Origin of the sequence: Campylobacter sp. RM16190, from assembly GCF_012978835.1 — a bacterium.
Taxonomy (GTDB): domain Bacteria; phylum Campylobacterota; class Campylobacteria; order Campylobacterales; family Campylobacteraceae; genus Campylobacter_A.
The window spans coordinates 205,349-227,623 of the sequence record NZ_LIWS01000001.1 but is presented as its reverse complement, the minus strand read 5'-3'; the positions used below and the strand labels follow the sequence as shown (position 1 = coordinate 227,623).

20 protein-coding genes and 1 pseudogene are annotated in these 22,275 nt (G+C 33.3%); 11 read left to right on the top strand and 10 right to left on the bottom strand.

The genetic code is table 11. The features are described from left to right. Nucleotides 1-3: 3 nt before the first annotated feature. The 5 genes from CDOM16190_RS01215 to CDOM16190_RS01195 are packed head-to-tail and all read right to left on the bottom strand — an operon-like array spanning nucleotide 4 to nucleotide 8,979. Nucleotides 4-564 (bottom strand): 4Fe-4S single cluster domain-containing protein, encoded by a 561-nt coding sequence (locus tag CDOM16190_RS01215; protein WP_170018542.1) that lies wholly within the window; start codon nucleotides 562-564, stop codon nucleotides 4-6. Continuing rightward, nucleotides 564-2,369, bottom strand: a complete 1,806-nt coding sequence (locus CDOM16190_RS01210; protein ID WP_170018541.1) for an AAA family ATPase — start codon at nucleotides 2,367-2,369, stop codon at nucleotides 564-566. Before CDOM16190_RS01210 ends, CDOM16190_RS01215 begins: the two co-directional genes overlap by 1 nt. Before the next feature lies 1 nt (nucleotide 2,370). Further along, complete coding sequence (locus tag CDOM16190_RS01205; protein ID WP_170018540.1) at nucleotides 2,371-3,483, bottom strand: coiled-coil domain-containing protein; 1,113 nt, start codon at nucleotides 3,481-3,483, stop codon at nucleotides 2,371-2,373. Then, nucleotides 3,480-5,273 (bottom strand): hypothetical protein, encoded by a 1,794-nt coding sequence (locus tag CDOM16190_RS01200; protein WP_170018539.1) that lies wholly within the window; start codon nucleotides 5,271-5,273, stop codon nucleotides 3,480-3,482. The genes CDOM16190_RS01205 and CDOM16190_RS01200 overlap by 4 nt, the downstream gene beginning before the upstream one ends. Beyond that, nucleotides 5,254-8,979 (bottom strand): DEAD/DEAH box helicase, encoded by a 3,726-nt coding sequence (locus tag CDOM16190_RS01195; RefSeq protein WP_170018538.1) that lies wholly within the window; start codon nucleotides 8,977-8,979, stop codon nucleotides 5,254-5,256. The genes CDOM16190_RS01200 and CDOM16190_RS01195 overlap by 20 nt, the downstream gene beginning before the upstream one ends. A gap of 669 nt (nucleotides 8,980-9,648) precedes the next feature. On the opposite strand from CDOM16190_RS01195, the pseudogene CDOM16190_RS01190 reads away from it, so the two are divergent. After that, a pseudogene (locus CDOM16190_RS01190) lies at nucleotides 9,649-9,969 on the top strand (aldehyde dehydrogenase family protein); the annotation flags it as partial. Nucleotides 9,970-10,044: 75 nt separating this feature from the next. Here the strand turns inward: CDOM16190_RS01190 and CDOM16190_RS10805 are convergent. The 4 genes from CDOM16190_RS10805 to CDOM16190_RS10795 are packed head-to-tail and all read right to left on the bottom strand — an operon-like array spanning nucleotide 10,045 to nucleotide 12,936. Then, nucleotides 10,045-10,425: a DUF4198 domain-containing protein gene (locus CDOM16190_RS10805; RefSeq protein ID WP_283956934.1), complete on the bottom strand. Its 381-nt coding sequence runs from the start codon at nucleotides 10,423-10,425 to the stop codon at nucleotides 10,045-10,047. Nucleotides 10,426-10,442: 17 nt separating this feature from the next. Further along, nucleotides 10,443-10,802 (bottom strand): DUF4198 domain-containing protein, encoded by a 360-nt coding sequence (locus CDOM16190_RS10800; protein WP_283956933.1) that lies wholly within the window; start codon nucleotides 10,800-10,802, stop codon nucleotides 10,443-10,445. A gap of 47 nt (nucleotides 10,803-10,849) precedes the next feature. Further along, nucleotides 10,850-12,787, bottom strand: coding sequence for a TonB-dependent receptor (locus CDOM16190_RS01180; RefSeq protein ID WP_170018537.1), 1,938 nt, complete (start codon nucleotides 12,785-12,787; stop codon nucleotides 10,850-10,852). Nucleotides 12,788-12,810: 23 nt separating this feature from the next. After that, nucleotides 12,811-12,936, bottom strand: a complete 126-nt coding sequence (locus tag CDOM16190_RS10795; RefSeq protein WP_283956932.1) for a hypothetical protein — start codon at nucleotides 12,934-12,936, stop codon at nucleotides 12,811-12,813. 132 nt (nucleotides 12,937-13,068) lie between these two features. On the opposite strand from CDOM16190_RS10795, the gene CDOM16190_RS01175 reads away from it, so the two are divergent. The 3 genes from CDOM16190_RS01175 to CDOM16190_RS01165 all read left to right on the top strand — a co-directional run bounded on the left by CDOM16190_RS01175 (nucleotide 13,069) and on the right by CDOM16190_RS01165 (nucleotide 14,293). Then, complete coding sequence (locus CDOM16190_RS01175) at nucleotides 13,069-13,539, top strand: hypothetical protein (RefSeq protein ID WP_170018536.1); 471 nt, start codon at nucleotides 13,069-13,071, stop codon at nucleotides 13,537-13,539. Between the two features lie 48 nt (nucleotides 13,540-13,587). Continuing rightward, complete coding sequence (locus CDOM16190_RS01170; RefSeq protein ID WP_170018535.1) at nucleotides 13,588-14,013, top strand: helix-turn-helix domain-containing protein; 426 nt, start codon at nucleotides 13,588-13,590, stop codon at nucleotides 14,011-14,013. Between the two features lie 70 nt (nucleotides 14,014-14,083). Next, nucleotides 14,084-14,293: an alkylphosphonate utilization protein gene (locus tag CDOM16190_RS01165; RefSeq protein ID WP_170018534.1), complete on the top strand. Its 210-nt coding sequence runs from the start codon at nucleotides 14,084-14,086 to the stop codon at nucleotides 14,291-14,293. Nucleotide 14,294: 1 nt separating this feature from the next. Here the strand turns inward: CDOM16190_RS01165 and CDOM16190_RS01160 are convergent, their stop codons facing one another. Next, a complete protein-coding gene (locus tag CDOM16190_RS01160) occupies nucleotides 14,295-15,401 on the bottom strand; it encodes an FtsW/RodA/SpoVE family cell cycle protein (protein ID WP_170018533.1) in 1,107 nt (368 codons plus the stop codon). Nucleotides 15,402-15,446: 45 nt separating this feature from the next. Here CDOM16190_RS01160 and CDOM16190_RS01155 point away from each other — a divergent pair, with 45 nt between their 5' ends. The 7 genes from CDOM16190_RS01155 (at nucleotide 15,447) to pyrH (ending at nucleotide 22,256) form a co-directional block, all read left to right on the top strand. After that, the gene (locus tag CDOM16190_RS01155) at nucleotides 15,447-16,433 is read left to right on the top strand and encodes an RluA family pseudouridine synthase (protein WP_211437372.1); all 987 of its coding nucleotides are present in this window, start codon (nucleotides 15,447-15,449) and stop codon (nucleotides 16,431-16,433) included. Next, nucleotides 16,363-17,580, top strand: coding sequence for a fibronectin type III domain-containing protein (locus tag CDOM16190_RS01150; protein WP_170018532.1), 1,218 nt, complete (start codon nucleotides 16,363-16,365; stop codon nucleotides 17,578-17,580). Before CDOM16190_RS01155 ends, CDOM16190_RS01150 begins: the two co-directional genes overlap by 71 nt. Then, the gene (gene trmB, locus CDOM16190_RS01145) at nucleotides 17,580-18,761 is read left to right on the top strand and encodes a tRNA (guanosine(46)-N7)-methyltransferase TrmB (RefSeq protein ID WP_170018531.1); all 1,182 of its coding nucleotides are present in this window, start codon (nucleotides 17,580-17,582) and stop codon (nucleotides 18,759-18,761) included. The genes CDOM16190_RS01150 and trmB overlap by 1 nt, the downstream gene beginning before the upstream one ends. Continuing rightward, nucleotides 18,745-19,416, top strand: a complete 672-nt coding sequence (locus tag CDOM16190_RS01140) for a cell division ATP-binding protein FtsE (RefSeq protein ID WP_169974185.1) — start codon at nucleotides 18,745-18,747, stop codon at nucleotides 19,414-19,416. The genes trmB and CDOM16190_RS01140 overlap by 17 nt, the downstream gene beginning before the upstream one ends. Further along, entirely contained in the window at nucleotides 19,403-20,218 is an 816-nt protein-coding gene (locus CDOM16190_RS01135) for an FtsX-like permease family protein (RefSeq protein WP_170018530.1), read from the top strand. The genes CDOM16190_RS01140 and CDOM16190_RS01135 overlap by 14 nt, the downstream gene beginning before the upstream one ends. Beyond that, entirely contained in the window at nucleotides 20,215-21,465 is a 1,251-nt protein-coding gene (locus CDOM16190_RS01130; protein ID WP_170018529.1) for a murein hydrolase activator EnvC family protein, read from the top strand. The genes CDOM16190_RS01135 and CDOM16190_RS01130 overlap by 4 nt, the downstream gene beginning before the upstream one ends. Before the next feature lie 71 nt (nucleotides 21,466-21,536). Continuing rightward, nucleotides 21,537-22,256 carry a UMP kinase gene (gene pyrH, locus CDOM16190_RS01125; RefSeq protein ID WP_170018528.1) on the top strand — a complete coding sequence of 240 codons (720 nt, stop codon included), beginning with the start codon at nucleotides 21,537-21,539 and terminating at the stop codon, nucleotides 22,254-22,256. Nucleotides 22,257-22,275: the final 19 nt, after the last annotated feature.

Below are 22,275 nucleotides of genomic sequence, written 5' to 3'. Positions count from 1 at the left end.
ATTTTACAAATTTATTACCCAACCATTCATGCTAATATTATCTTTCTCTATTATAATATCTACTTTAATTTCATTTTTAAAATCGCTTAAGGTATAAAAATTTGTCAAAAAGTGAATTTTTTGATTGCTAGAGCCAACTATACCGTAATCTTCATTATATAAGTCGTCAATATACTCGCCATCTATAAGTACGTCTGTGTATTCTAGTAACTCCGCCAAACCTTCCGTATTCATTAACTGCATTTCTTGTAATGTATAACCGCTAAAAAGAAGCACGCTAAGGTTATTTTGTTTGCACCATTTTGCGACTTTTGACAGTCCTTTTGATTGTATAATCGGCTCACCGCCCAAAAGAGTAACACCTTCTATACCGTTTACTTTGCGAGATTTTTCAATTTTTTCTATTAAGTTATGGGTTTGTATAAATTCTCGTTTTTTTAGTGCTTGCATATGCGGATTACAACAATTTTTGCATCGTTTTAAGCATCCTTGAGTCCATATTGCCATACGTTTCCCTGGTCCTTCAGCAATTGTGCACTCGCGGATACTAGCTATATTTAACATTAGTTAAGCTCAAATTCAAATGTGCCAAATTTTTCATTTTCTATTTTTATTGTTATTTCACGCCCACTAAGTGAATCAAAATTTTCAAACACAAATTCTGATAATGGATTGACTATGTGGCTTTCTAGCATATTTAGTACACCTCTTCCACCACTATTTTTATCAACTTTTGACGCTAAAATCTTATATGTTTTCTCTTCATCGTCAAATTTAATATCGCTAGTTTTATATTTTTCTTTTACAAATTGTTTTATTTTTTCAAATTTGGACTTGGCTATTTCAATCAAAAAAATATCGCTGTTGATGAAGTTAAATGGCACGATATTGTTATCGCCTATCCTATTAAGAAGCTCTGGCCGTTTTAAAGTCACTATAAAATGCTCTTTGACTTTTTCTAAAAATTGTCTTTTTACCTCTTTTTCGTTATCAGAATTTACAGTATCTGAAGCACCGATATTTGAGGTGAAAATAATAACAGACTCGGCAAACGATACGGTCTCACCTTTGCCATCTGTTAGTCTGCCGTCTTCTAAAATTTGTAAAAATTTATCTAAAATTTTGCCATGTGCTTTTTCTATCTCATCAAAAAGCAGTACACTAAAAGGTTTTGCCTTGATTGCATTTGTTAGCTGTCCTCCTTCTTCGTAGCCTACATATCCAGGAGGTGCTCCAACTAGCCTTTGGTCACTATGTTCATGGTTAAATTCTGACATATCAAAACGTATGCAAGCAGTTTCATCGCCAAATAAAAAATTCGCCAATGACTTTGCAAGCTCAGTCTTACCAACGCCAGTAGGGCCTACAAAAAACAGTACGCCTTTTGGCTTTTTAATTTTTGTCGAGTGTTGCAAGCCTGAAAAGCCTGTAAAGGCTCTAATAATAACACTTTCCACCTTTTCTATTGCTTCATTCTGCCCTTTTACTCTTTCTTTTAAAATTTCTTGTATATTAAATAGCTTGTCTCTATTGAGATCCTCCCAAGGGCTTTTACTCTCGCCGTATTTATATAAATTTATAGTTTTTTCATAACTTAGTTTAGGCTCTGAAAGTTTAGATAGTTTTATGATTTGGGCGATATCTTTTAGGCTAAAACCGTCAAGTGCATCTATAAAGTCGTTTAGTTTTGACTTATCTAGCATTGGTTCAAATTCAATCATTGGTTCTATGTATTCAATAAATTCATATCGTTTAGAGCGAGGTGGCATAGGTATGGTAATGGTACTTACGTTTGGATCGCCTACATAAAAAGATGATGGGATTGTTGCTAGTTTTTGGGTTAAAATTACTATCAGACAACCTTGTCTTATCATGTCCGTATTTAAAAGATCGTATATTGCGTTTTCATTTATGCTCTTTTTGAGTATAGCAAGCCACTGCTTTTCTTGATCGCTCATACTAGAATTCGAGCTAAAAATGTAATCGGAATAGTCTAGGATAAAACAAGTTTTTGAATTTATTTTTTGCAATATAAAGCTAAAAAATTCATTTATATCTTTGTATTTTACAGTATCATTATTATTGTTCTTGCCGTCTTCTCCTATATCATAATTTTCCTCGTCATCGTCTAGGTTGTCTTGAGTGGAATCATAAAAACCGCCACTACTTTTGGACAATTTGCTTATACCGCTAATCCTATCCCAGAGGATAACATTACTAAAATTATCATTAAGCATATGAATTATGAAATCTATAGTGTTTACATATTTACCAGTTTTGCCTTTGATTATATCAGAAGTATTACCATTTAGCAAGATAGCACTTTTTAGCTTACTATCTCGTTCAAATTTTTTTATCCATTCGCTCATATTATCCTCTTTTTAGCGGTAATTCATTGTTTTTACTAGTATCAATTGTACCTTTAGATATCCTATCCGGATTTTCCCAAATTGTTTTTTTGGTTTCAAATTTGATAGAGTAAATGTCATTCATCTCTTTTTCAAATTTTTCTATATCCTCGATACATGTCATTCCTTTATAGTTATCAAATTTATATGTTAGTTTTCCATCTAAAGATACTTTGCAACTAGCTGTTTTTCCGGATGGTCGACTTGCTTGTATTATTACATTGCCGTCTTTTAGAGCTATCTTTGTTACGTTAAATTCTTGCTTTTCTAAACTTGCTTTTATACATTTTACAATCTCTTTTCTGGCTGTTTCATCTATCAAAAAATCATTTGTTTTCCGTTGTACTTCTTCAATATCCGCTTTTATGCTTGATATATCTTTATGGCTATTTAACGCAACTTTTGTTTTGGCGATTTGAGCTAAAATTTTTTCTTTTTCTTGTTTGTTTTCGTCTGAGATTTTTTGATTTTTTATTTCTGCTTCTATGGCTTCTAGGTCATTTTTGGCATGAATCTTTAAGCTTTCTTGTTCTTTTTTTTCTCTATAGGTTTCCGCTTTTATTTTTGCATTTTTTATTGCTGATGAGATTTTGTCACATAGGCTGTTTTTAAATGCGGTCAAATTTGTTCCGTCATATCTAGACAAACTATCTCTAATATTGTTAAGCTCATCTTTTGCAAATTCTATCACTAAAATATCTGAAATTTTACGAATTTCAGAATAATAAAAATCTACAATATCATTCTTGTTCAAACTAGTTTGCTCTTTTTTGATTGCCCTTGCATTTGATTCTAACTGATTTATATAAGTCCCTATAGTAAAACTTAGATCTCTTGCATAATACGGATCTTCTAGTAATTGTGCCTCGGCTGTAATAATATCTCTTTGTAGCATATTTAGTGAGATATATTCATCCAATCTTGCTGACTTCATAGAGGCTAGCCTTTTTTTATATCCAGTTAAAAACTTGGCCGTCTGACTTCGTACCCTATCTTTATTCAGTTCCTCTCTTTGGCGTCTAGCTCTTTCTTGTTCTTCTTGCCATCTGATTCTAGTTTCGTATTCTCTACTCATTTTTTCTTCTTTCTTTTCTTGTTTTTGTTATTTTTTCTATTTATTAAGTCTCTTATAGTACTATCAAGCAAAGTATTTTCTATATCGTTCACAGGTATCTCTGTTAATCTATAAATCGTGTTAATCATGCTTTTGATTTGATCTAAATTTTCTTTTCGAGTTTCTGGATCTAGAATATCCTTGCATAATAATCGTATTTCATTAATAGCTATTTCTACTTCACTTATCTTTTGTAGATTTTCTATTTGTGAGATTTGTGTAAAAAACTTTGGATAATATTTTTTTATAAATTTATTCTGTTCTAGTTCGTTTGATTTCAAATATCTCATAAACTGTATCAAATCATCATAGCTATTTATATGCAATTTATCATAAATTCGTTCATTGTAAATCATTTGAGTTAATTCTATATATTCAAATATTTCATCATTTTTATCTAAGCTATTAATTCTTTTATTGTTTAGAAGAATATATTCTTTTATTTCACTAGATGTTTTTTCGTCTTTTATCTGGGCTGTTTTGTGAAGAAAACGGTAAAATATTTCTACTCTATCATAAAAAAGTAAAATATTATCTTTAAAAATTAAACTATCAAACCATTCTAATATGACCTTATTTCTAACTTCATTTTTTAAAAATAGAGCCAAGTAAATTATATCGCTGTTTTTATATAAGTATTCACTTATAATTTTAGATAAAAACCCATCTACACAATTTTGCATCTTTAGGCTGTAAAAAAGAGATATTTTACTATTTCTATTATAATATTTGACTGCAAAATTCGCAAGACAAACATTTTGCTTATAATTACAAAGCAGACAATTTTCTAAAGGCATTTTATCAATTACTTTTACTATGATTTGTTTATCATAAATTTTTATATCAAACTCATCGCTTTCACATACTAATAAAATCTTTATTTTATTAATATTCTTATCGGAATACTTTTTTATCACCTCAGGATATGACCTAATACCATGTGCTTTTTGGCTAAACAATAAAACATCGTCATTGTTAAAAAAAGAAAGGTTATCGTGAAATTTTTCTATTTGTTCAAAATTAAAATATTCAAAGTCATTTAATTTTTCGTCACTTTTCCACTCACTCTCTATATATCTAAAAAATTCTTCTAAAAAATCTTTGTTATTTTCTGTAAGAGTAATATGTCCATATTTGTCTATCAGTACTCCATTTTTAATGTGTTCCCACTCTTTTGTACTGCTGTGTAGTTCAATCTTGTTTATTTGAGTACTATCAACAAACCATTTAAATTTGCTTTTTTGGCTTTCTAAAATTTTTACTGCCTCTATCTTTTTTACCGTAGGCTTTTCATCAACGCAAATTTCAATACCTATAGGTTGAGTTTTTCTATTTTTATAATGTAGATCTAGTTTTTTATTAAACATATCATATGAAAATGTAACTTCCTCTTGCCTGATATCGGTTGGGATTTCGCCTTTATCAAGAAAAGCTCTACCGTCGCTACTGAGTTCAATATCTTGCATAGTTAGGGCTTGATGATCATCCAAATCATCACAACTTAACAACCCTTTACTTTTTAGGCTTTTTAGTATCGGTAAAATAGTTTTTTCGAAATCACTAATAAAAAATATATCGTTAAATAAGACCGCTAGGTTTGAAATTGAAAAATTGGTTTTTTCGTAGTTGGCAAGCAGCTCTAACAATAGCCATTCAAAAGTTGTAATCTTTCGTATACTAAAATGAGAAACTACTGTTTGATATTTTAGATATGGTTCCGATATTGTTACTTTAGCTATTTCTTTTTTCATTACTATTGCCTTTTGTGTCAAGCTTTTTATATTCTTGATATATCGATTTTGCGAGACGATTTCCTAGTAGAATATTGCTATCAAAGTACATATTGGCTTCAATTAGGGTATTAATAATATCTCGATAAATCCTTCTATTTAAACTACCTATTTGATCCATTTTTGGAATTTCTATATTTAACTTTTTAAAGCAGTCAATATCACCCATAATAAATAGTACTTTTTGTGCACGTGAAAACATGACATTTATTCTCTCAAAACTCTTTATATGGCTTGAATATGAGCGTGTCCTAACCAAATTTGATATTATTATCTCCTTTTCCTTGCCTTGAAACCTATCTACCGTGTTTATGTCTACGCTAATATATTTAAACGATATGCCTTTCTTTTTCAAAAACAATCTTATCTTATTTACTTGTAATTGATAAAGACATACAACTCCAACACTTACTTTGTGATCAATCTTTTTATCGGCATAAAATTTTTCTAGTTTGTTCAAAAGTTCGACTGTCATATGCACCTCTGCAATATTATATGTAGAGGTGCTTCTAGCTTCATGTAGTTCGGATATTTTTTCTTTTTTGCCGTCTACTACTATTTCGCTCGAATTTATCCAGTATACGTGCTTTTGGGGCTCTATAAACTTAAAACCGTTTTCGCCTTTTATTGTTATATTGTGAGCCTTGCTGATATTTTCTATCTCAAGAGGCAGCCCGGCTATAAGTCTATTTTCGTAAAATCTATTTATCACACTCATGATTTGGCTATGCATTCTAAACTGTTTTAGTAACGAATGCTTAATATTTGAATTTGCAGTTTCAAAATATTTTTTAAATATGGAAGACGTTACCATGTTTTTGTATTCGTTAAAATTTTCCTCAGTGATAATATTTTTTAATTCATCATCTTCTCTATCGTCCACATTATCTAATATTTCACTATATGCTTTTTCATTTTCTCCAAATAGAGGAGGTAATTGTCTGTGGTCGCCTACTAAGATAACTTTGCTAGATTTTAGCATAGGCAAAAGTAGTTCAGGGGGAGTGGCCTTGCTGACTTCATCTACTATAACTACATCAAATGTATCAAGTCCTTTATCTTCTAAAATTTTAGGATTATCCGTACATGACATACCAACAACATTGCAAGAGTTTATATATGTATCTTTATAATATTCATTTTCATTTTCTAAGTCTATATTTTTTAGCTTAGAGTTGAAATTTTTTAATATATTTTCAAAATTTTTTCTTGTAGAAGTGTAGTTGTTTATTGTGACAGCCAGATCATTTCGTACTTGTTCTATTTTTTCTAATGCCTTATCTTGGGAGAGCTCGTCGCAGATATCGTATTTGTTTTTTATATCAGTTATATTTTTGTTTGTTTGATTGACAATATTCAAATTATGCGAACGACTTTCTTTGTTAATTGATATTTTGCCATTTAAAATTTCCAACTCTTCCTTATAAGTTTTAGTGTCTATAAAGGTCAAATTTTCTAAAAAACTTGTTGAAAGATTATAGATTTCGGTATTAAATTTACTATCTAATTCAAGTATTGGTGACCAGTATTTTGTAACTATACTTCTTATCTCTTGTAAATTGCTAGTATAAAATAGTCTTTTTTCTGTCTCTTGTAGCGTAAATATATTATCACCAATTTTCTTTTCCAACTCTTTTCGTTCTTTTTTGAGTCTATTAAAATCCTCTTCGTCATCGATTTTGTAAAGCTCGTCTTTAATCTCATTTAGCCTATTTATAATATCAATATTTTGAGGATTGGGCTCATTTAGATTAGCTAAGTCTAACCTGTTTTTTAGCTCTTTTATCTTTTTAAGATTATTATGAATTACTCTTATGGCTCCACTTACATCATTTTCGTCTTTTTGCAGGGTTATTTCTAAGGCATCTAGTTTTATACTATTATTGATTATATTTAAATGTGGTGTGATTACCCGTACTATTTTCTTTATTAGTTCATTTGGTAATACAAAATTTACATCTTTATATTTTAAAAAATCTAAAAATTTAGCAATCTCATTTCTAAAATGTCTGGCGATATTGTTTTTATCCTCAGCTTGTTTTATTTGCAATTTTATATCTTGGGATTTTTGCCTGTTTATAGACAACTCTTTGTTAATATCTTCGATTCTTGCTGACAAATCTTCTAATCGTTTATAATAATTTGATAGATCGCTTATATCCTTATCTATAGCATTTTTTCTTTTTTCATCTTTACTCCACATATCTATATATTTTTCTTTAATTTTATTTTGTATCGTGCTTAAATAGTAGCCCAAAGCCTTGCTCTCTTTTAGGTGCTCTATATCGTCACTAGTTTTGCTATCGTTTAGACGCACTGCTCTTATAGAAGGGTCTTTGGCTAGCCTCTCTAGTACGTTATCAACTGCTAAGTTTGTTTGAGATGCTAGCAATACTCGTTGCCCATTTTTCGTAAAATGATATATCGCCTCGGCTATTACTGTAGTTTTACCAGTTCCTGGAGGTCCTTGTATTAAACAAATATCTTTAGTGGCTAGCATTTTTTGAACTGCTACTTTTTGCTCCTCATTCAAGTTGGAATTTTTCCACACATACTCTTTGTTTATCTCTTCAACTGTTGGTATTTCGGCTTTTGTTATATCAAATAACCACAAGAGCAAATTTGGTGACATATTTTCATCTTGCAAGGCTTTATTTATACCTCTCTTTAGACGAGATATTAGTGCAAAATCACCAACCTCTTTTGTAGCTAAAAAACCAGTTTTTTTATCTTTAAAAAAACTATCAACTTCTTCATTGCTTACATTAGTGTTGTATTCTTCAATATAATCTTTATCTATTTTGAAAACAACATTATATTCGTAAAGATTATTTTTATATGTAGGTACTATGTTGTCTAACTTAGTTTCTAAATCACCTAAAATTCTAGTGCTGTTAAAATTCTGACCGACTTTATATTTTGGATTATATACGAACCTTGTATCCTCTTGTGAATATGAATTGTCAAATATATCCAAATTCCCTCGTTTTAGATACTTTTTTATTTTGTCAAAGTCTTTTGTATCCTGTACTATAAGATTTAATACAATAGACTGATCTTCATCATTAAACTTGATATATTTATACTTTATCCCGACTAATTTTTGTTCTACGATTTTTTTTCTCCACTCAAGATAGCTTTGCCACTCTTGGAAATTGTCTTGAGAAATTTTAACTATAGATTCTGTTTCATCTATTTTATATTTTAAATCATGGCTGCCAAAATTGCCTAAATTTTTAGTATGTACGATAACACCATTTATCTCTTCTTCTATTTCTTTTTTTGCACCTTTATAGTTTGGTACTATTTTTATCTTATTTACAACAAAGAAGCCACTTTTTACATAACCTCTAAAAGAAAGTGATTTACCATTTAATTGCTCTATAAAAAAATTATCGTACACCGGTCTAATCCAAACCTGACGCAATTCTTTGGGCTCATTGTCTTTATAAGAAACAATTCTAGTTGCATTAGCAAAATATAATGTATTATTAAAGCTGTCATAAAAGCATTTATCTAATAAATTTTTAGCATACTCTACAATGCCTATATTTTCTAAAAAATTATTGTTACTTTCAAGCATTTTAGATATATTTTTTATGTCAAGTTCTAAATCATTTCCTCTACTGTTTAAATCATTGTCTATCTTAATATACAAATCGTTCATATTTTAAATCTTTCATATATAAATATTAACTTCAATTTAAATATTTATATAATTATATTAAAACCTCTTTGATTAAAAAATAAAAAAGTCAAATAAAATATTATTATAATTATAAGATTAAATACATATTGTATATGTGGTTAGTTAAAAACAGACCTTAGAAAAATAATAAAAGATTTGTGATATTATGTAGTAAATGCACAAGACTTTCATTTTAAAACAGTCTAAAATTCTCATGCCATTAAATAAAGTATAAAAATATGCCGAAAATAAAAAGAGATCTTTTGAATATGGGATAATTGTATTGTGATTGACTATAGAATCAAAACGAGAAAAACAGATAAATTTTTTTAAAAAATTCACATAACCTTTATTCGCATACTTTTTACTTCCTTTTACCATATTTTCATCTAATTTTATTAGGTGGCAAATGGGGTGGCAAGCTAGTGTAGTAGTTTCCTTAAACCCTTATCTATATTGACTTAAAACGATATGGTTCGGCTTCTGGTGAACCCACCATTACCTATTTTTTAAGCAATCTTTAAACTTCAAATTATTTCACAAAATTACTATAAATACGAGCTTTAATTATTCAAAACCACTATCAATTCATATAAACAGATTATGCTTTTGTGTGTAAGCTTAGAAAGCAATATAAGATTAGTGTAAAAGGAAATTTTCGGGCCTGTAGGCGTCATCATCAAATTTAAAAACGAAAAAGAGCTTATCAAAATGGTAAATGATAGCTAATACAGTCTTGGAGGCGGGGTATTTACTAAAGACATCACAAAAGCGCTAAGAACTGCGCGCGCGATGGAAACAGGCCGCGTATGGGTAAACTGCTATAACCAAATTCCTGCCGGAAGCCCATTTGGCGGATATAAAAACTCAGGCATAGGCAGAGAGACTCATAAAATCATACTTGAGCACTATACTCAGATGAAAAATATCATGATCGATCTAACGGGAAAACCAAGCGGATTTTATTAATAGTTAAAACATCCCCTAAATTTAGGGGACGTTTGATTTTGTTTCGTATGAATTTTTAAAATTTGCACACAAATATCACTTTATCTTGAAAGTAAACGAAGCGATCAGTATCTCCTCATCGCATCTTTTACTCTCACCAAAGGCTCTTTTGTGCATGACTTTTAGTATCCATTTGCCGGGTGCTAAAGCCATAACTTCGGTTATACCTTCTAAATCAGTAGTTGCCGAAAATGCAAATTTATCTTTTAAAAATTTATCAAATGTTCCGTCTATTCTAGCCGTTTTAAGCGGCTTTCCTTCAAGCAGAATTTGAATTTTAAAAGGCTTATTTATATCAAAATTTACAGGATTTTCAAGCGGCACTATCTCCAGCTTTTGCCCTATGGTTTTAGTTACAAACTCATCTTGTTCGCTGTCAATATTTACAACCTCTTTTGCATACATTGAAGCTTGCATGCAGTAAGCGGAATCTGCTATCTGATCTTTTGTGTCTTATCCATATACCATTTGCCGTTTGCGTCTTTTGACCAAAACGTGCTTTTGTATTCGCCTGCTAGGATATAGCTTCCTTTTTTAAGCTTTTCTTCTTCGTAGCGGTAGTTTTCGCCTATTTGGATTAGCTCTGTTTTGACTCCGTCTTTTGAGATAATTGCAAGCGGAATAAAGGATTTAGCCTCATCTTTGGGTATTATCTCTTGATGAGGGAAGTTGTGTCCGTAGCCTATATCGGCTCTAAATTTATCGGAATTTTCTCCAAACACCCAAAAGTCATGAGCCTGCGCTACGTTTAATGTCGCAAACGCAAGTAGTGCGGCTAAAATTTTATTTATCATAGTTTTCCTTTGATATAGAAATTTGGCGCCGAATTTAACGCCAAATTTTAAAAGCTATATTTAGCTCCAAGCCCAAAAATTCTGCTTTTATCATACTCTACAAGCACACCGTAAGATTTATCAAAGACATTCATCGGATACTCTTTGTCGGCTATGTTTTTAGCGTATAGATATACGTCGAAATTTTTCTTCATATAGCCTATCTTACCGTCAGCTGTGAAGTAGCTTGCTCTGGCGACCGAGTTTTGAGGATCGAAGTATGTTTTGCCGATGAGATTACCATCTATCCTTGCATATAGTCCAAACGGCGCATAGTAAGAAGCTCCAAACGAGAATTTATATTCAGGATTGTATTCTATCTTATTGCCTTTGTTGTTTTTGCCGCTAGGGCTAATATAATTGCCGTATTTTGTTCTAAGTAAGCTTGCAGCCATGTTTATAGCTAGCTCTTTTGTAGCTCTTGCTACACCTTCTAGCTCAATGCCCATTGAGGTTGCCTTATCGGCGTTTCCTGTTATGAAATTTGCCGGATTTTTAGGATCTATCATGTAGATATGAGTATCTTTTATATCCATATAAAATGCCGCCGCCGAAAATCTAAAACTATCATAAGTTCCTTTTGTGCCGATTTCGTAGTTGTCGCTTGTTTGTGACTCAAATTTATTCTCATCTTTTGTTTCTCCCATAGGAAATGAGTTAAATCCTCCCGCTAGATAGCCTTTAGCATACATCGCGTAAATGCTAAGTTCATCTTGTAAGGCGTATTCAAGAGTTATCTTTGGTAAGAATTTGTTCCAGCTTGCGTCGTTTTCAAGCGAGTAAAACGGTGCAGTTTTGCTTGAGCCGACAGGATACATATAGGTATCTACTTTGATATCTTTTTTGATCTTTTGGTATCTTCCGCCAAGCGTTAGATCAAGCTTTGAAGTGATAAGATATATGGCTTGAGCGAAGATTGAAGCCGTTTTGCTGTTCATCTTTGCAGGTGCGTCCATTTCCTTAGGCGCTCCCATCATCATAAACTGCATGCCCATTTTTCTTATATCTATCTTTTCGTTTTCAAAGAAAAGCCCGGCAATCCATCTTAAATTTTGCTCTTCATTACTCGAGAGTCTAAATTCTTGAGATAAATTTTTAATTCTCATATCAGAAAACATGATTAGATTGTTATTGTGGGGAAAATACTTGCTTCCTGCATCTAGGTCGTAGTTGCTTGACTGATCTATCTTTTTATATGTGGTGATAGAGCTTAGATCTACACTGTCAAAATTATAAGTGGCGTTTAGGGCGATGGAATTTGACTTTTCAAGCGAGTGTGTTTCACTTTCAAGCCTTGTTGTTTTGACATCGTCTTTTTTGAAGCTTTTAAATTTGTCATAAGGGATTACTATACCGTCCGTGCCGTTAAATTTCTTGTAGTATCTATCCGCAAAAAGCTTTAAAGATAGCCTATCCGTAGGTATAAATTTCAAATTTAGTCCGAAGTTGTTAAGCTCTTTGCCGTTTGATTTTTTGCCTGTTATCTCGTCCGTGATCCAGCCTTGATCTTTGGATGCCGAGCTGTTTAGCCCAAGATATAGCACGTCATCTACAAGTGCGCCGTTTGCTTCAAAGGTGCCGATTCTGTATTTATATGAGCCGTACTCTGCGCCAACACTTCCAGACCACTCGTTGCTAGGCTCTTTTAAGACTACGTTTATAACGCCGCCGATAGAGTCTTTGCCGTAAATCGTACTTGACGGACCTTTTAGTATTTCTATTCTCTCTATGTTTGTGATAGGCACGCATGCTCCGAATTGATTACCGTGCGCTACGCCGTTTATGAAGATCGTGACAGGATTTGTTCTAGTAAATATCGAGCCGTTAAGCCCTCTTGTAAAAATTCCTCCGTGAAGTCCCGTTGTGGTTGATATACTAGGCACGCTTTTTAGTAGGTCTTCTATGGTTTTTATACCTTTTTCTTCTACTTCTATACCGTCAATCACGCTGATACTTTGTGGGATATCTTTTAGTTTTCCTCTATTTTGTTTGCTGTTACTTTAACCTCGCCAAGAGATACACTCTCTGTTGCAAAGATATACGGGCATGCCGCTAAAGAGATAACGGCTGCAACTTTTAAGTATTTAGCTTTCACCTTAACTCCTGATTGTAAAAATATTTAAGTTTCATTTTACTATAATGGGATAATTATTATCAATACAAAAATATCGCTAAAAGGATTAAAAGATAGCGTTAATCGGATTATTTTCAAATTTGGGGAGAGACTATGAGTGAAAGCAGAAAGCTTGATAAATTTTTTGATGAATTTGAGTGCAGAGTCGAATTTGGCGAAGAGAAAAGATATAAAGAAATTTCATTTAAAGATGAAAATTTAAACTGCGAACTTGAGTATTACGATACTGGAAGTGGACTTGGCTACTGCTCTTACGATATAAGATGTAGCGAAAATTTAAGGTATCTCCCAAAGAAGAGCCCGCACTCTTTTTTATGTTTTAATGTAGGGCAGAGTGCAAACAGCTTAAGCTGGTCAAAGGATAGCCTTGTTTTAAAGCCGGGGCAGCTTTGTATGGGTAGTATAAACGATAGCTTTATGGCGACAAGCAAACATCAGGGCAAAAGCTACAAAAGCCAGTCGATAATAATTGAAAATTCGCTCATCCAAGAGCTTGGAATTTTTAAAATTTTAAGTAGCGATGATGAGTTTTGCGCTAGGATAACGGATGCGAATTTAACCTAAAATTTAATACTAAAAGAGCTTGCAAACTCTAAAATTTATAGCGGAAAGATGAGAGAAATTTTTATAGAGTCTAAAATTTTAGAGATGGTTTATAAAAGCTTTGCGGAAGTAAAAGCCCAAGATAGCGACAAATTTAGATACAGCGAAGATGGTTTAAAGATGATACACAAAGCAAGAGAAATTTTGCTTAAAGATATACAAAATCCACCAACCATAAAAGAGCTTGCAACTCTTTGTGCTACGAACGAATTTAAGCTTAAAAATGGGTTTAAACACTGCTTTAACACGACGATTCATAGAGCTTTGCAAGATGAGCGCCTAAAGATAGCTAAAAGCCTTCTTGAACAAAACGATATAAACGTAAAAGAGGCTGCAAAGATAGTGGGATATAGCAGTTTCGCGCATTTTACTAAGATATTTAAAGAGAAATTTGGCGTATTGCCTATGGAAATTTTAAGAGGCGGTAAATTTTAGCTTTTTAAGCTAAGTTTTTGAGCTTAGGAAATTACCTGCTATAATGGCTGAAATTTTACAAGGAGAAAATATGCCAAAAGATGCAAACGGAACAGAACTCAACGCAGGAGATAGCGTAACTTTGATAAAAGATTTAAAGGTAAAAGGCGCAGGAGCTACTCTTAAAAGAGGAACGATAGCAAGAAATATAAAGCTAACCGGCAATGATAAAGAGGTTGAGTGTAGGATAGATAAGATGGGTGTTATCGTACTTAAAACCGAGTTTTTAAAGAAGGCGTAAGTTAAAATTTAATCTTTACAAAGCGATATGTCGGATCAAATCTAAAGGTAAGCAGATTTTGTAAAATCCCAAATAGGCTTAAAAATGTAACAAAACTGCTTCCTCCGTAGCTGTAAAACGGAAGCGGAATACCTACAACCGGAGCAAATCCAATAGTCATCATAATGTTTACACTTACATAGATAAATATCAAAATTCCAATTCCAGTCGTCACCACTTGCGTGAAATAATCATCTTTAAGACCGTAGTTTAGGCTAAGCAGATGGGTGATTAAAAATCCGTAAAACATCATCAGCGTAAATGCCCCCAAAAAACCAAACCTTTCGATAGTATATGAAAAGATAAAATCACTAGTTGCAATTGGCAAAAATTTAAAGTGCGTTTGAGTGGCCTCATCCTTTGGTTTGCCCGTGAGACCACCGCTTCCTATGGCGACTATGCTTTGGCGAACGTGATAGCTTGATTCTTCGCTTAAAAAATCATTGATTCTTTTTTTCTGATAGTCGTGCAAATTTTCATATATTAAAGGAGCCAATATGACTATACCGGCGGCTATGCTAAGCCATATTTTTTTATTTACCCCTATGATGAATAAAATTGCATATCCCATAATTATAAGGATCAAAGCAGTCCCGAGATCAGGCTCTTTCATAATCAAAAATGCAGGTAGGATTATGTATATACTAAGTCTTAAAAAATCCTTGAGCCCATAACCGTTAATTCCCGGAGGGCGATGCTTTACTAGGTATGCCATCATAAGTAAAAACGATGGCTTCATTATCTCTGAGGGCTGAATAGTAAAATGCACAAAAGGGATTTCAAGCCAGCGTTTTGCGCCGAGTTTTGTTACTCCGAATATATCCACGCTTATTAAAAGCGCTATACATAGCCAGTAAAATGCCGGTATTAGCCATTCAAGCCTTCTTATGGGAAGCAGGAAAAAAAATGTAAACGCGAGCAGCCCTATACTGAAATATATAAGCTGTTTATTTGATAGAATAGAATTTGCTTCCGAAACTAAAATATATGATAAAATTATAATAGGTAGTATCAAGATTGGTTGAACAAAGTCAAAATGAGTTAAAATTCGCCTATCAATTCTTATCAAATTTTCGCCTTTTTTAGCGGAATTATAACACCAAAAAGGAAACGGTTGAATCAAATATCTGTAAAAGAGAGTAAAGATATAGGCAAAAGAGTAGATCTATTTTTGTCTGAAGAGCTTAAAATCTCAAGAAATCAAATTTTAAATTTAATCAAAAATGGCTGTGTAAGCCTAAATTCAAAGCCCATATTAAAAGGCTCAGCTAAGCTTGGACTAGATGACGTTATAGATGTAAAAATTTTAGAATCAAATGATGAAAATTTAAATTTTAGTGCGGAATTTGAAGTGCCTACTTTATATGAAGATGATGATTTGATAGTGCTTAATAAGCCACCAAATTTAGTTGTTCACCCAGCCCCCAGCGTTAAAGAGGCTACGCTTGTAGACTGGCTTGGAAAAAAAGGCTTTTTACTATCTACTTTAAGCGGAGAGAGTAGAGCGGGCATTGTTCATAGGCTTGATAAGGGCACTAGCGGAGCTATAGTCGTGGCTAAAAACAACCGTTCACACGTAGCGCTTTCGGCTCAGTTAAGCGATAAGACAATGGGCAGAATTTATCTTGCGATTACTGATTTGCCACTTAAAGAGGAGTGTGTGATAGAGCGAAAAATAGGGAGAAATCCGAATAATCGTTTAAAAAAAGCTATTACAATTGACGGAAGAAGCGCTAAGAGTGCCTTTGTAAATTTGATTCAAGAGAGCGGAGTAAATTTAATAGCAGCTAAGCTTTTTACCGGTAGAACTCATCAGATCAGAGTTCATTTAGCCAGCATTAACCGCCATATTTTGGGCGATACTTTATATGGGTTTAAGAGCGAAAACGATAAAATAAAAAGAGTTATGCTCCACGCCTACGGGCTTTACTTCACTCATCCCAATACAGGTAAAAGGATGGAATTTGTAGCTCCGCTTTGGGATGACTTTAATGAAATTTTATTTAATAAATTTAATAAGGAGATAGTTGATGAAAAGATCGATTTTAAAAGGCTTGATGCTATCTTTGGCAGTTGTAATCACTGGCTGTGTCTCGCCTAGTACACCTACACAAATCAATTCAAATTTGCCCACTGTTACTAGTTTAAAAACTATTAGCGATATGACTGAAATAGGCTTTGAATGGACTCCTACCACCACAACAGATGTAGCAGGATACTATCTTTACAGATCAAATTCTAACAAAAACAGCAGTAAAATGAAGGTTGTGGCCGATATAAAAGATCGCTTTGCAAGTCATTATGTGGATTCAAATTTGGCTCCAGAGACTACATATTCATATGAGATGAGAACTTATAACGCAAACAAGCAAATTTCAAATCCAGGTGTAGTTATAAGTGCAAGCACTAGACCTCTTATAGAGTCGGTGCCTTTTTTAAGAGCTCTTACTAATTTGCCGGAGCGTGTGAAGTTAATATGGCGTCCGCATCCTGATTTAAGAGTGGCGTCTTATATAGTGGAAAAAGCCGATATCGGTAAAGATAATTGGAGGCAGATAGCGGAAATCAAAGGAAGGCTACATGCCGAATATATAGACGATAGCGTAAAATCAGGCAGGGGGTATAAATATAGAGTTTTTGTAAAAACTAGCACAGGAGTTGTATCTAAACCAAGTGAGATAGTTGATTCTACTACAAAACCGCTTCCAAATAAAGTTGTAAATATACAAGCTACTACGAATGCTCCAAAAAAGATAATCATCACATGGGACAGTGTGGCAAGCGAAGACTTTGGATATTACAAAATTTATAGCACTTCAAGTAAATTTTTGCCATATACGTATCTTGCTAAAACTAAGACAAACAGTTACGAAGATCTGATCAACGAAAATGGCGCTACAAGGTTATATAAGATTACTATCGTAGATAAAGATGGACTTGAATCTAAAAAGCCAGATGAAGCTGTCACGGGATCAACTCTAGCAGCTATAGACGCCCCTATAATATCATCAATAGTGGCTGATAGTTCAGCTGTAAAAGTTCAATGGAATGGGCCAAAAGAGGCTAGAAGCTACACTGTAATCAGAGAAGGCGGAGAAGGCGAGAGAAGATTTACAAATATAACCGGTAACGAATTTATAGATACTGATGTCAACTATAGCATAAAATATACATATAAAGTTATAGCTATAGACGAGTATGGAATAAGTTCTGATGAGTCTCATAAAGCTATGGTAATCATAGAATAATGCCAAATTTTATAACTAAAAATTTAAAATCTTTAGATTATCCAATTGTTCAGGATGAGGTGGTTTTTGCATGGGAAGCAAGAGGCAGAAACTCTACTATTGTCTATACTCAAAGTGGAATTGAAGAGTTTTTTGTGACTTTGAAAGAGCATAAAAATGGCTTTTTAGTAAAAGGCGATAAGATAACAAGGCCTGCCCAAATAGGTCTATTACAAAAGGCTTTGGTAAAATTTAAAGAGCTAAATTGCGAAGAAATTGTAAGTGAGGCAATAGCTGTAAAGAAAACTCATTTAACGCAAAAAACCTCTTATATCTCAGACACTAAAGAGCTTTTGCAAATTTTAAAAGAGTCAAGATTATCTAAAATTTTTATAGAGATAGGCTTTGGTTCAGGCAGGCACCTGCTCTGGCAAGCAGAAAAAAACCCCGATGCTTTGGTCATAGGAATAGAGGTCTATAAGCCATCTATCGAGCAGGTCGCAAAGCTTGCAAAGAGTAAAAATTTAAACAATGTAGTTCTTATCAATAGCGATGCTAGGTTGCTTTTGTCCTTGATCGATTCAAATTTCATAGATAAAATTTTTCTTCACTTTCCTGTGCCTTGGGATGACGCACCTCATAGGCGAGTAGTATCTGAAAAATTTACAAAAGAGTGCGAAAGAACTCTTAAGGTGGGCGGTAGATTCGAGCTTCGAAGCGATAGTAGAAATTATACTGAGTACACCATATCTCAGCTTTTAAATTTACATAGTTCAAAGCTAATTGTGGATAAAAATAAATATCTCAATGTTTCAAGTAAGTATGAGGATAGGTGGAAGAAACAGCTAAAAGATATCTACGATGTAACTTTTGAGTGTGAGTTAAAGAGCGAAGCTTTAAAAACACTTGACGAGATGAAATTTGAAGGCGGTTACGATATCAAGGCTATATCTAAAAATTTTAAAAATATAATTATTAAAAAAGATGACTGTTTTTTGCATATTGAAGAGAAATTTGAAAAAAGCGAGGATGAAATTTTGCTTCGCATATCTTTTGGCGCATTTTCTCAGCCAGAGCAGTGTTATCTACTGCTCACTCCTAAAAGGTGTGAATACTTTATCAAAAAGCCGCTTTTAACGAGAGAAAATTTAAATGCGCATTTCGCATTAAAGGAGTATTTGGCTAATGCAAAAGATTATTAGTTCCAGAGGTCTTTCGCTAGGTTATAATCAAAATGAGCTTATAGTTCAAAATGTGGATTTGGATATTAGCGCTAGCGATTTTGTAATAATAACGGGTAAAAGTGGTAGCGGAAAATCTACTATAATTAAGTCGCTTTACGGAGAGATTAAGCCATACTCCGGCTCTCTTGAAGTTTGCCTTGCCAATATGAACGGGATAAGTCAAAAAAAGCTTAGTGAGGTTAGGCAAAAAATCGGAATCATATTTCAAAACTACCGCCTGATAAATGAGTGGAGTGTCGAGAGAAATGTGATGCTACCGCTTATGATAAAGGGGCTTGCGCATAATGTATGTAAAAATCAAGCACATAAGCTGCTAAAGCATGTAAATTTACTACACAAGGCTCATAAATTTCCACTTGAGCTAAGTGGAGGGGAGCAGCAGCGTGTGGCTATGGCTAGAGCTTTGGCTCATAATCCAAATCTGCTCTTATGCGATGAACCTACGGGAAATTTGGATGATTATTCAAGCGATGTTATATGGTCGCTTTTGCGTTCTGCAAGGGAATTTTTAGGCACTTGCGTGGTAGTAGTAACTCATAAAATCCCATCTACCTTAAGGGTGCATTATCGCCACTTCGTGATAGAAAACGGAGGTGTGCATGAGATCTCTTAAGAATCACTTTGGGGTAATCTTTCCGCTAATTGCTCTGCTTTTTTGTATCCAGTTTATTACTCTTGTCGGCAATATTATAAAAGATTATGAGAAATTGATGAGCGAGGATTATAATATTATAGTGGTTAGCTCAAAAGATCTAAATAGCTCTAGTATAAAGCCTCTGGTAAGTGATTTTGACTCTATTGAGAAATTAAGTACAAAATCAGTTTTAGATAGACTTTCTAAGGATATCTCAGCCAAAAATTTAACTATTTTACAAAGCTCTTTACCTAAATTTTACTCGATCAAACTAAAAATTTTTCCAAGCGTTGAGTATATGGAGGAGATAAAGGCAAAGCTTTTGAAGGTAAGCGGGGTTAGCAGGGTAGAGACATTTTCAAAGACTCATAATAAGGTCTATAAAATTTTAAATTTGATTAAAAAAATATCTGAAATTTTTTCTATCTTAATCGTTATTTTAGGACTTATGCTCGTACTAAAACAGATGAGAATTTGGCTATATGAGCATAAGGAGAGAATAGATATAATGACGCTTTTTGGCGCCTCTTTTTGGCTAAAATCGGGAGTTTTGTATAGGATGGCTATAGTTGATTCCATTGTCGCCACTCTTTTTGTCACGATATTTTACTATCTACTACCAGATTTTAATATTGTCAGTTTTATGATGGATGAAGTGGGGCTGAAAATTCCTAATGTAGATATAGTATATGAGGGCGGTAGGCTTCTTTTTATCTCTTTAGCACTTAGTATAATATCCGTTTCTTTGGTTATGAGAGAGGCTAAAAAGAACAGCCTATGAGAATTTTACTCTTTTTACTATTTTTTTTAGGAGTATCGTTTTGTGCCACTACTGATGAAAAAATTAAGGTGCAGACATCATCTTTGCAACTTTCAAATCAAATAGCAAGTAAGCTAAATAAAAAATTAGATGACTTAGCTAAAGACATCAAGGATGGAGAGTCGGAACTAGAGAAAATAGATTCTAAAATGAAAGAGTTATTAGCTCAGATTGCTGAGCTTGAAAATAGAGCAAGCAGTGCAAATAGCGAGCTTAAAAAGCTAAATGAACAAAATAGCGAACTCTTGCAAAATCAAAGACTTATAGAGCAAAATATGATACGTATAATATCAGATCATTTTGCGTTTGATCTTATTGCACCAAAAGAGTATGAGGACAGCAACGAAAGCATAATCGCAACTGAAATTTTGGTTAATTTAAATAGTGTGATAAAAGATGATTTCAAAAATTTAGTTAAGGATTATGAAAAGACCACAAATTCAATCAAAGATCAAAATGATAAGATACAAAATATACAGGCTGATTTAAAAACTTATAAACAAAAGCGAACGGAGCTTGCGTTGCTTCAAAGTGAACAGTCTAAGACCGTGGCTAATTTAAAGCAAGATAGAGAAAGCTATTCTAAAAAATTATCTATGATTCAAGAGCAGCAAAAAGAGATAAGAAAGACTCTAGAGGAGCTTAAAATAGTCGCAAGACAAGAGGTTGAAGAGGCAAAGAGGCTAGCGGAGCAAAAAGAAGCCGAAAAAACAAAAAAAGATAAAAAGCATAAAAAAGATAAAGATACTAAAGATGAAAAAAACAATGGTTCTGTTAAGCAAGTGGGCTCAAGCTATCAGGCAAGTTTGGTGAAAAAATATAGCGGAGAAAAGACGATAGCCCCTCTTGATAGCTTTACTGTTAAGCAAAAATTCGGAAACTATATCGATCCTATATATAATATTAAAATTTTTAATGAGTCCGTAGTGTTAAGCTCTCAAACCGCTGATGCAAAGGTAAAAAGCGTGCTAAATGGCAAGGTTGTATTTGCAAAGGATACGGCTATGCTAGATAAGGTTGTAATCATAGAAAATGCAAACGGGATTCATACTATATACGCGCATCTTAGTCAGATAGCGCCTACTGTAAAAGTTGGCACAAAGGTCCAAAAAGGTTATGTGATAGGGCGCGTGTCAAAAGATCTAACATTTGAAGTAACTCAAAAAAATTACCACATAGATCCTCTTGAAATGATAACTCTTAAATAGATATTTGAGATAAAAGATTAGCAGAATTTAAACACTTTTTTGCTAAAATGCTTGAATTTTAAGGAGAATTTATGGAGCGTAAAAAGCGAATTTTAGTCAAATTTTCGGGTGAGGCATTAGCTGGAGAGAGTGGGTTTGGTATAGATAATTTAGTTTTAAAATTTATCGCCAAGCAGATAAAAGAGCTTGTCGAAAACGGCGTTGAAGTAGGCATAGTTATAGGCGGCGGAAATATTATAAGAGGCGTGAGTGCCGCAAAAGACGGTATCATCAAACGCACAAGCGGCGATCATATGGGTATGCTTGCAACCGTTATAAACTCAATTGCCATGAGAGAGGCGCTTGAAAAATCGGGTCTAAGCGTTCGCGTGCAAAGCGCTATCAAGATGGAGGCGATTTGCGAAACATTTATCGTGGGACGTGCACAAAGACACCTTGAAAAAGGACGCGTGGTAATCTTTGCTGCAGGAACGGGAAATCCGTTTTTCACAACTGATACGGCGGCAACTTTAAGGGCTATCGAGATCGATGCAGATATGATTATCAAAGCCACGAAAGTTGATGGGGTTTATGATAAGGATCCGAAGAAATTTGACGATGCAAAACTGCTAAGAGAGCTTACTTACGAACTGGCAATGAACGACAACATCAAGGTTATGGATGATACAGCCATAGCGCTTGCTAAGGATAACAAACTGCCGATTTTAGTATGTAATATGTTTAAGGACGGAAATTTATTAAGCATTATAAAAGGTGATGAAAACGCACTTTGTTCGGTAGTAAAAAATTAAAATAAAGATTAAGGAGAAA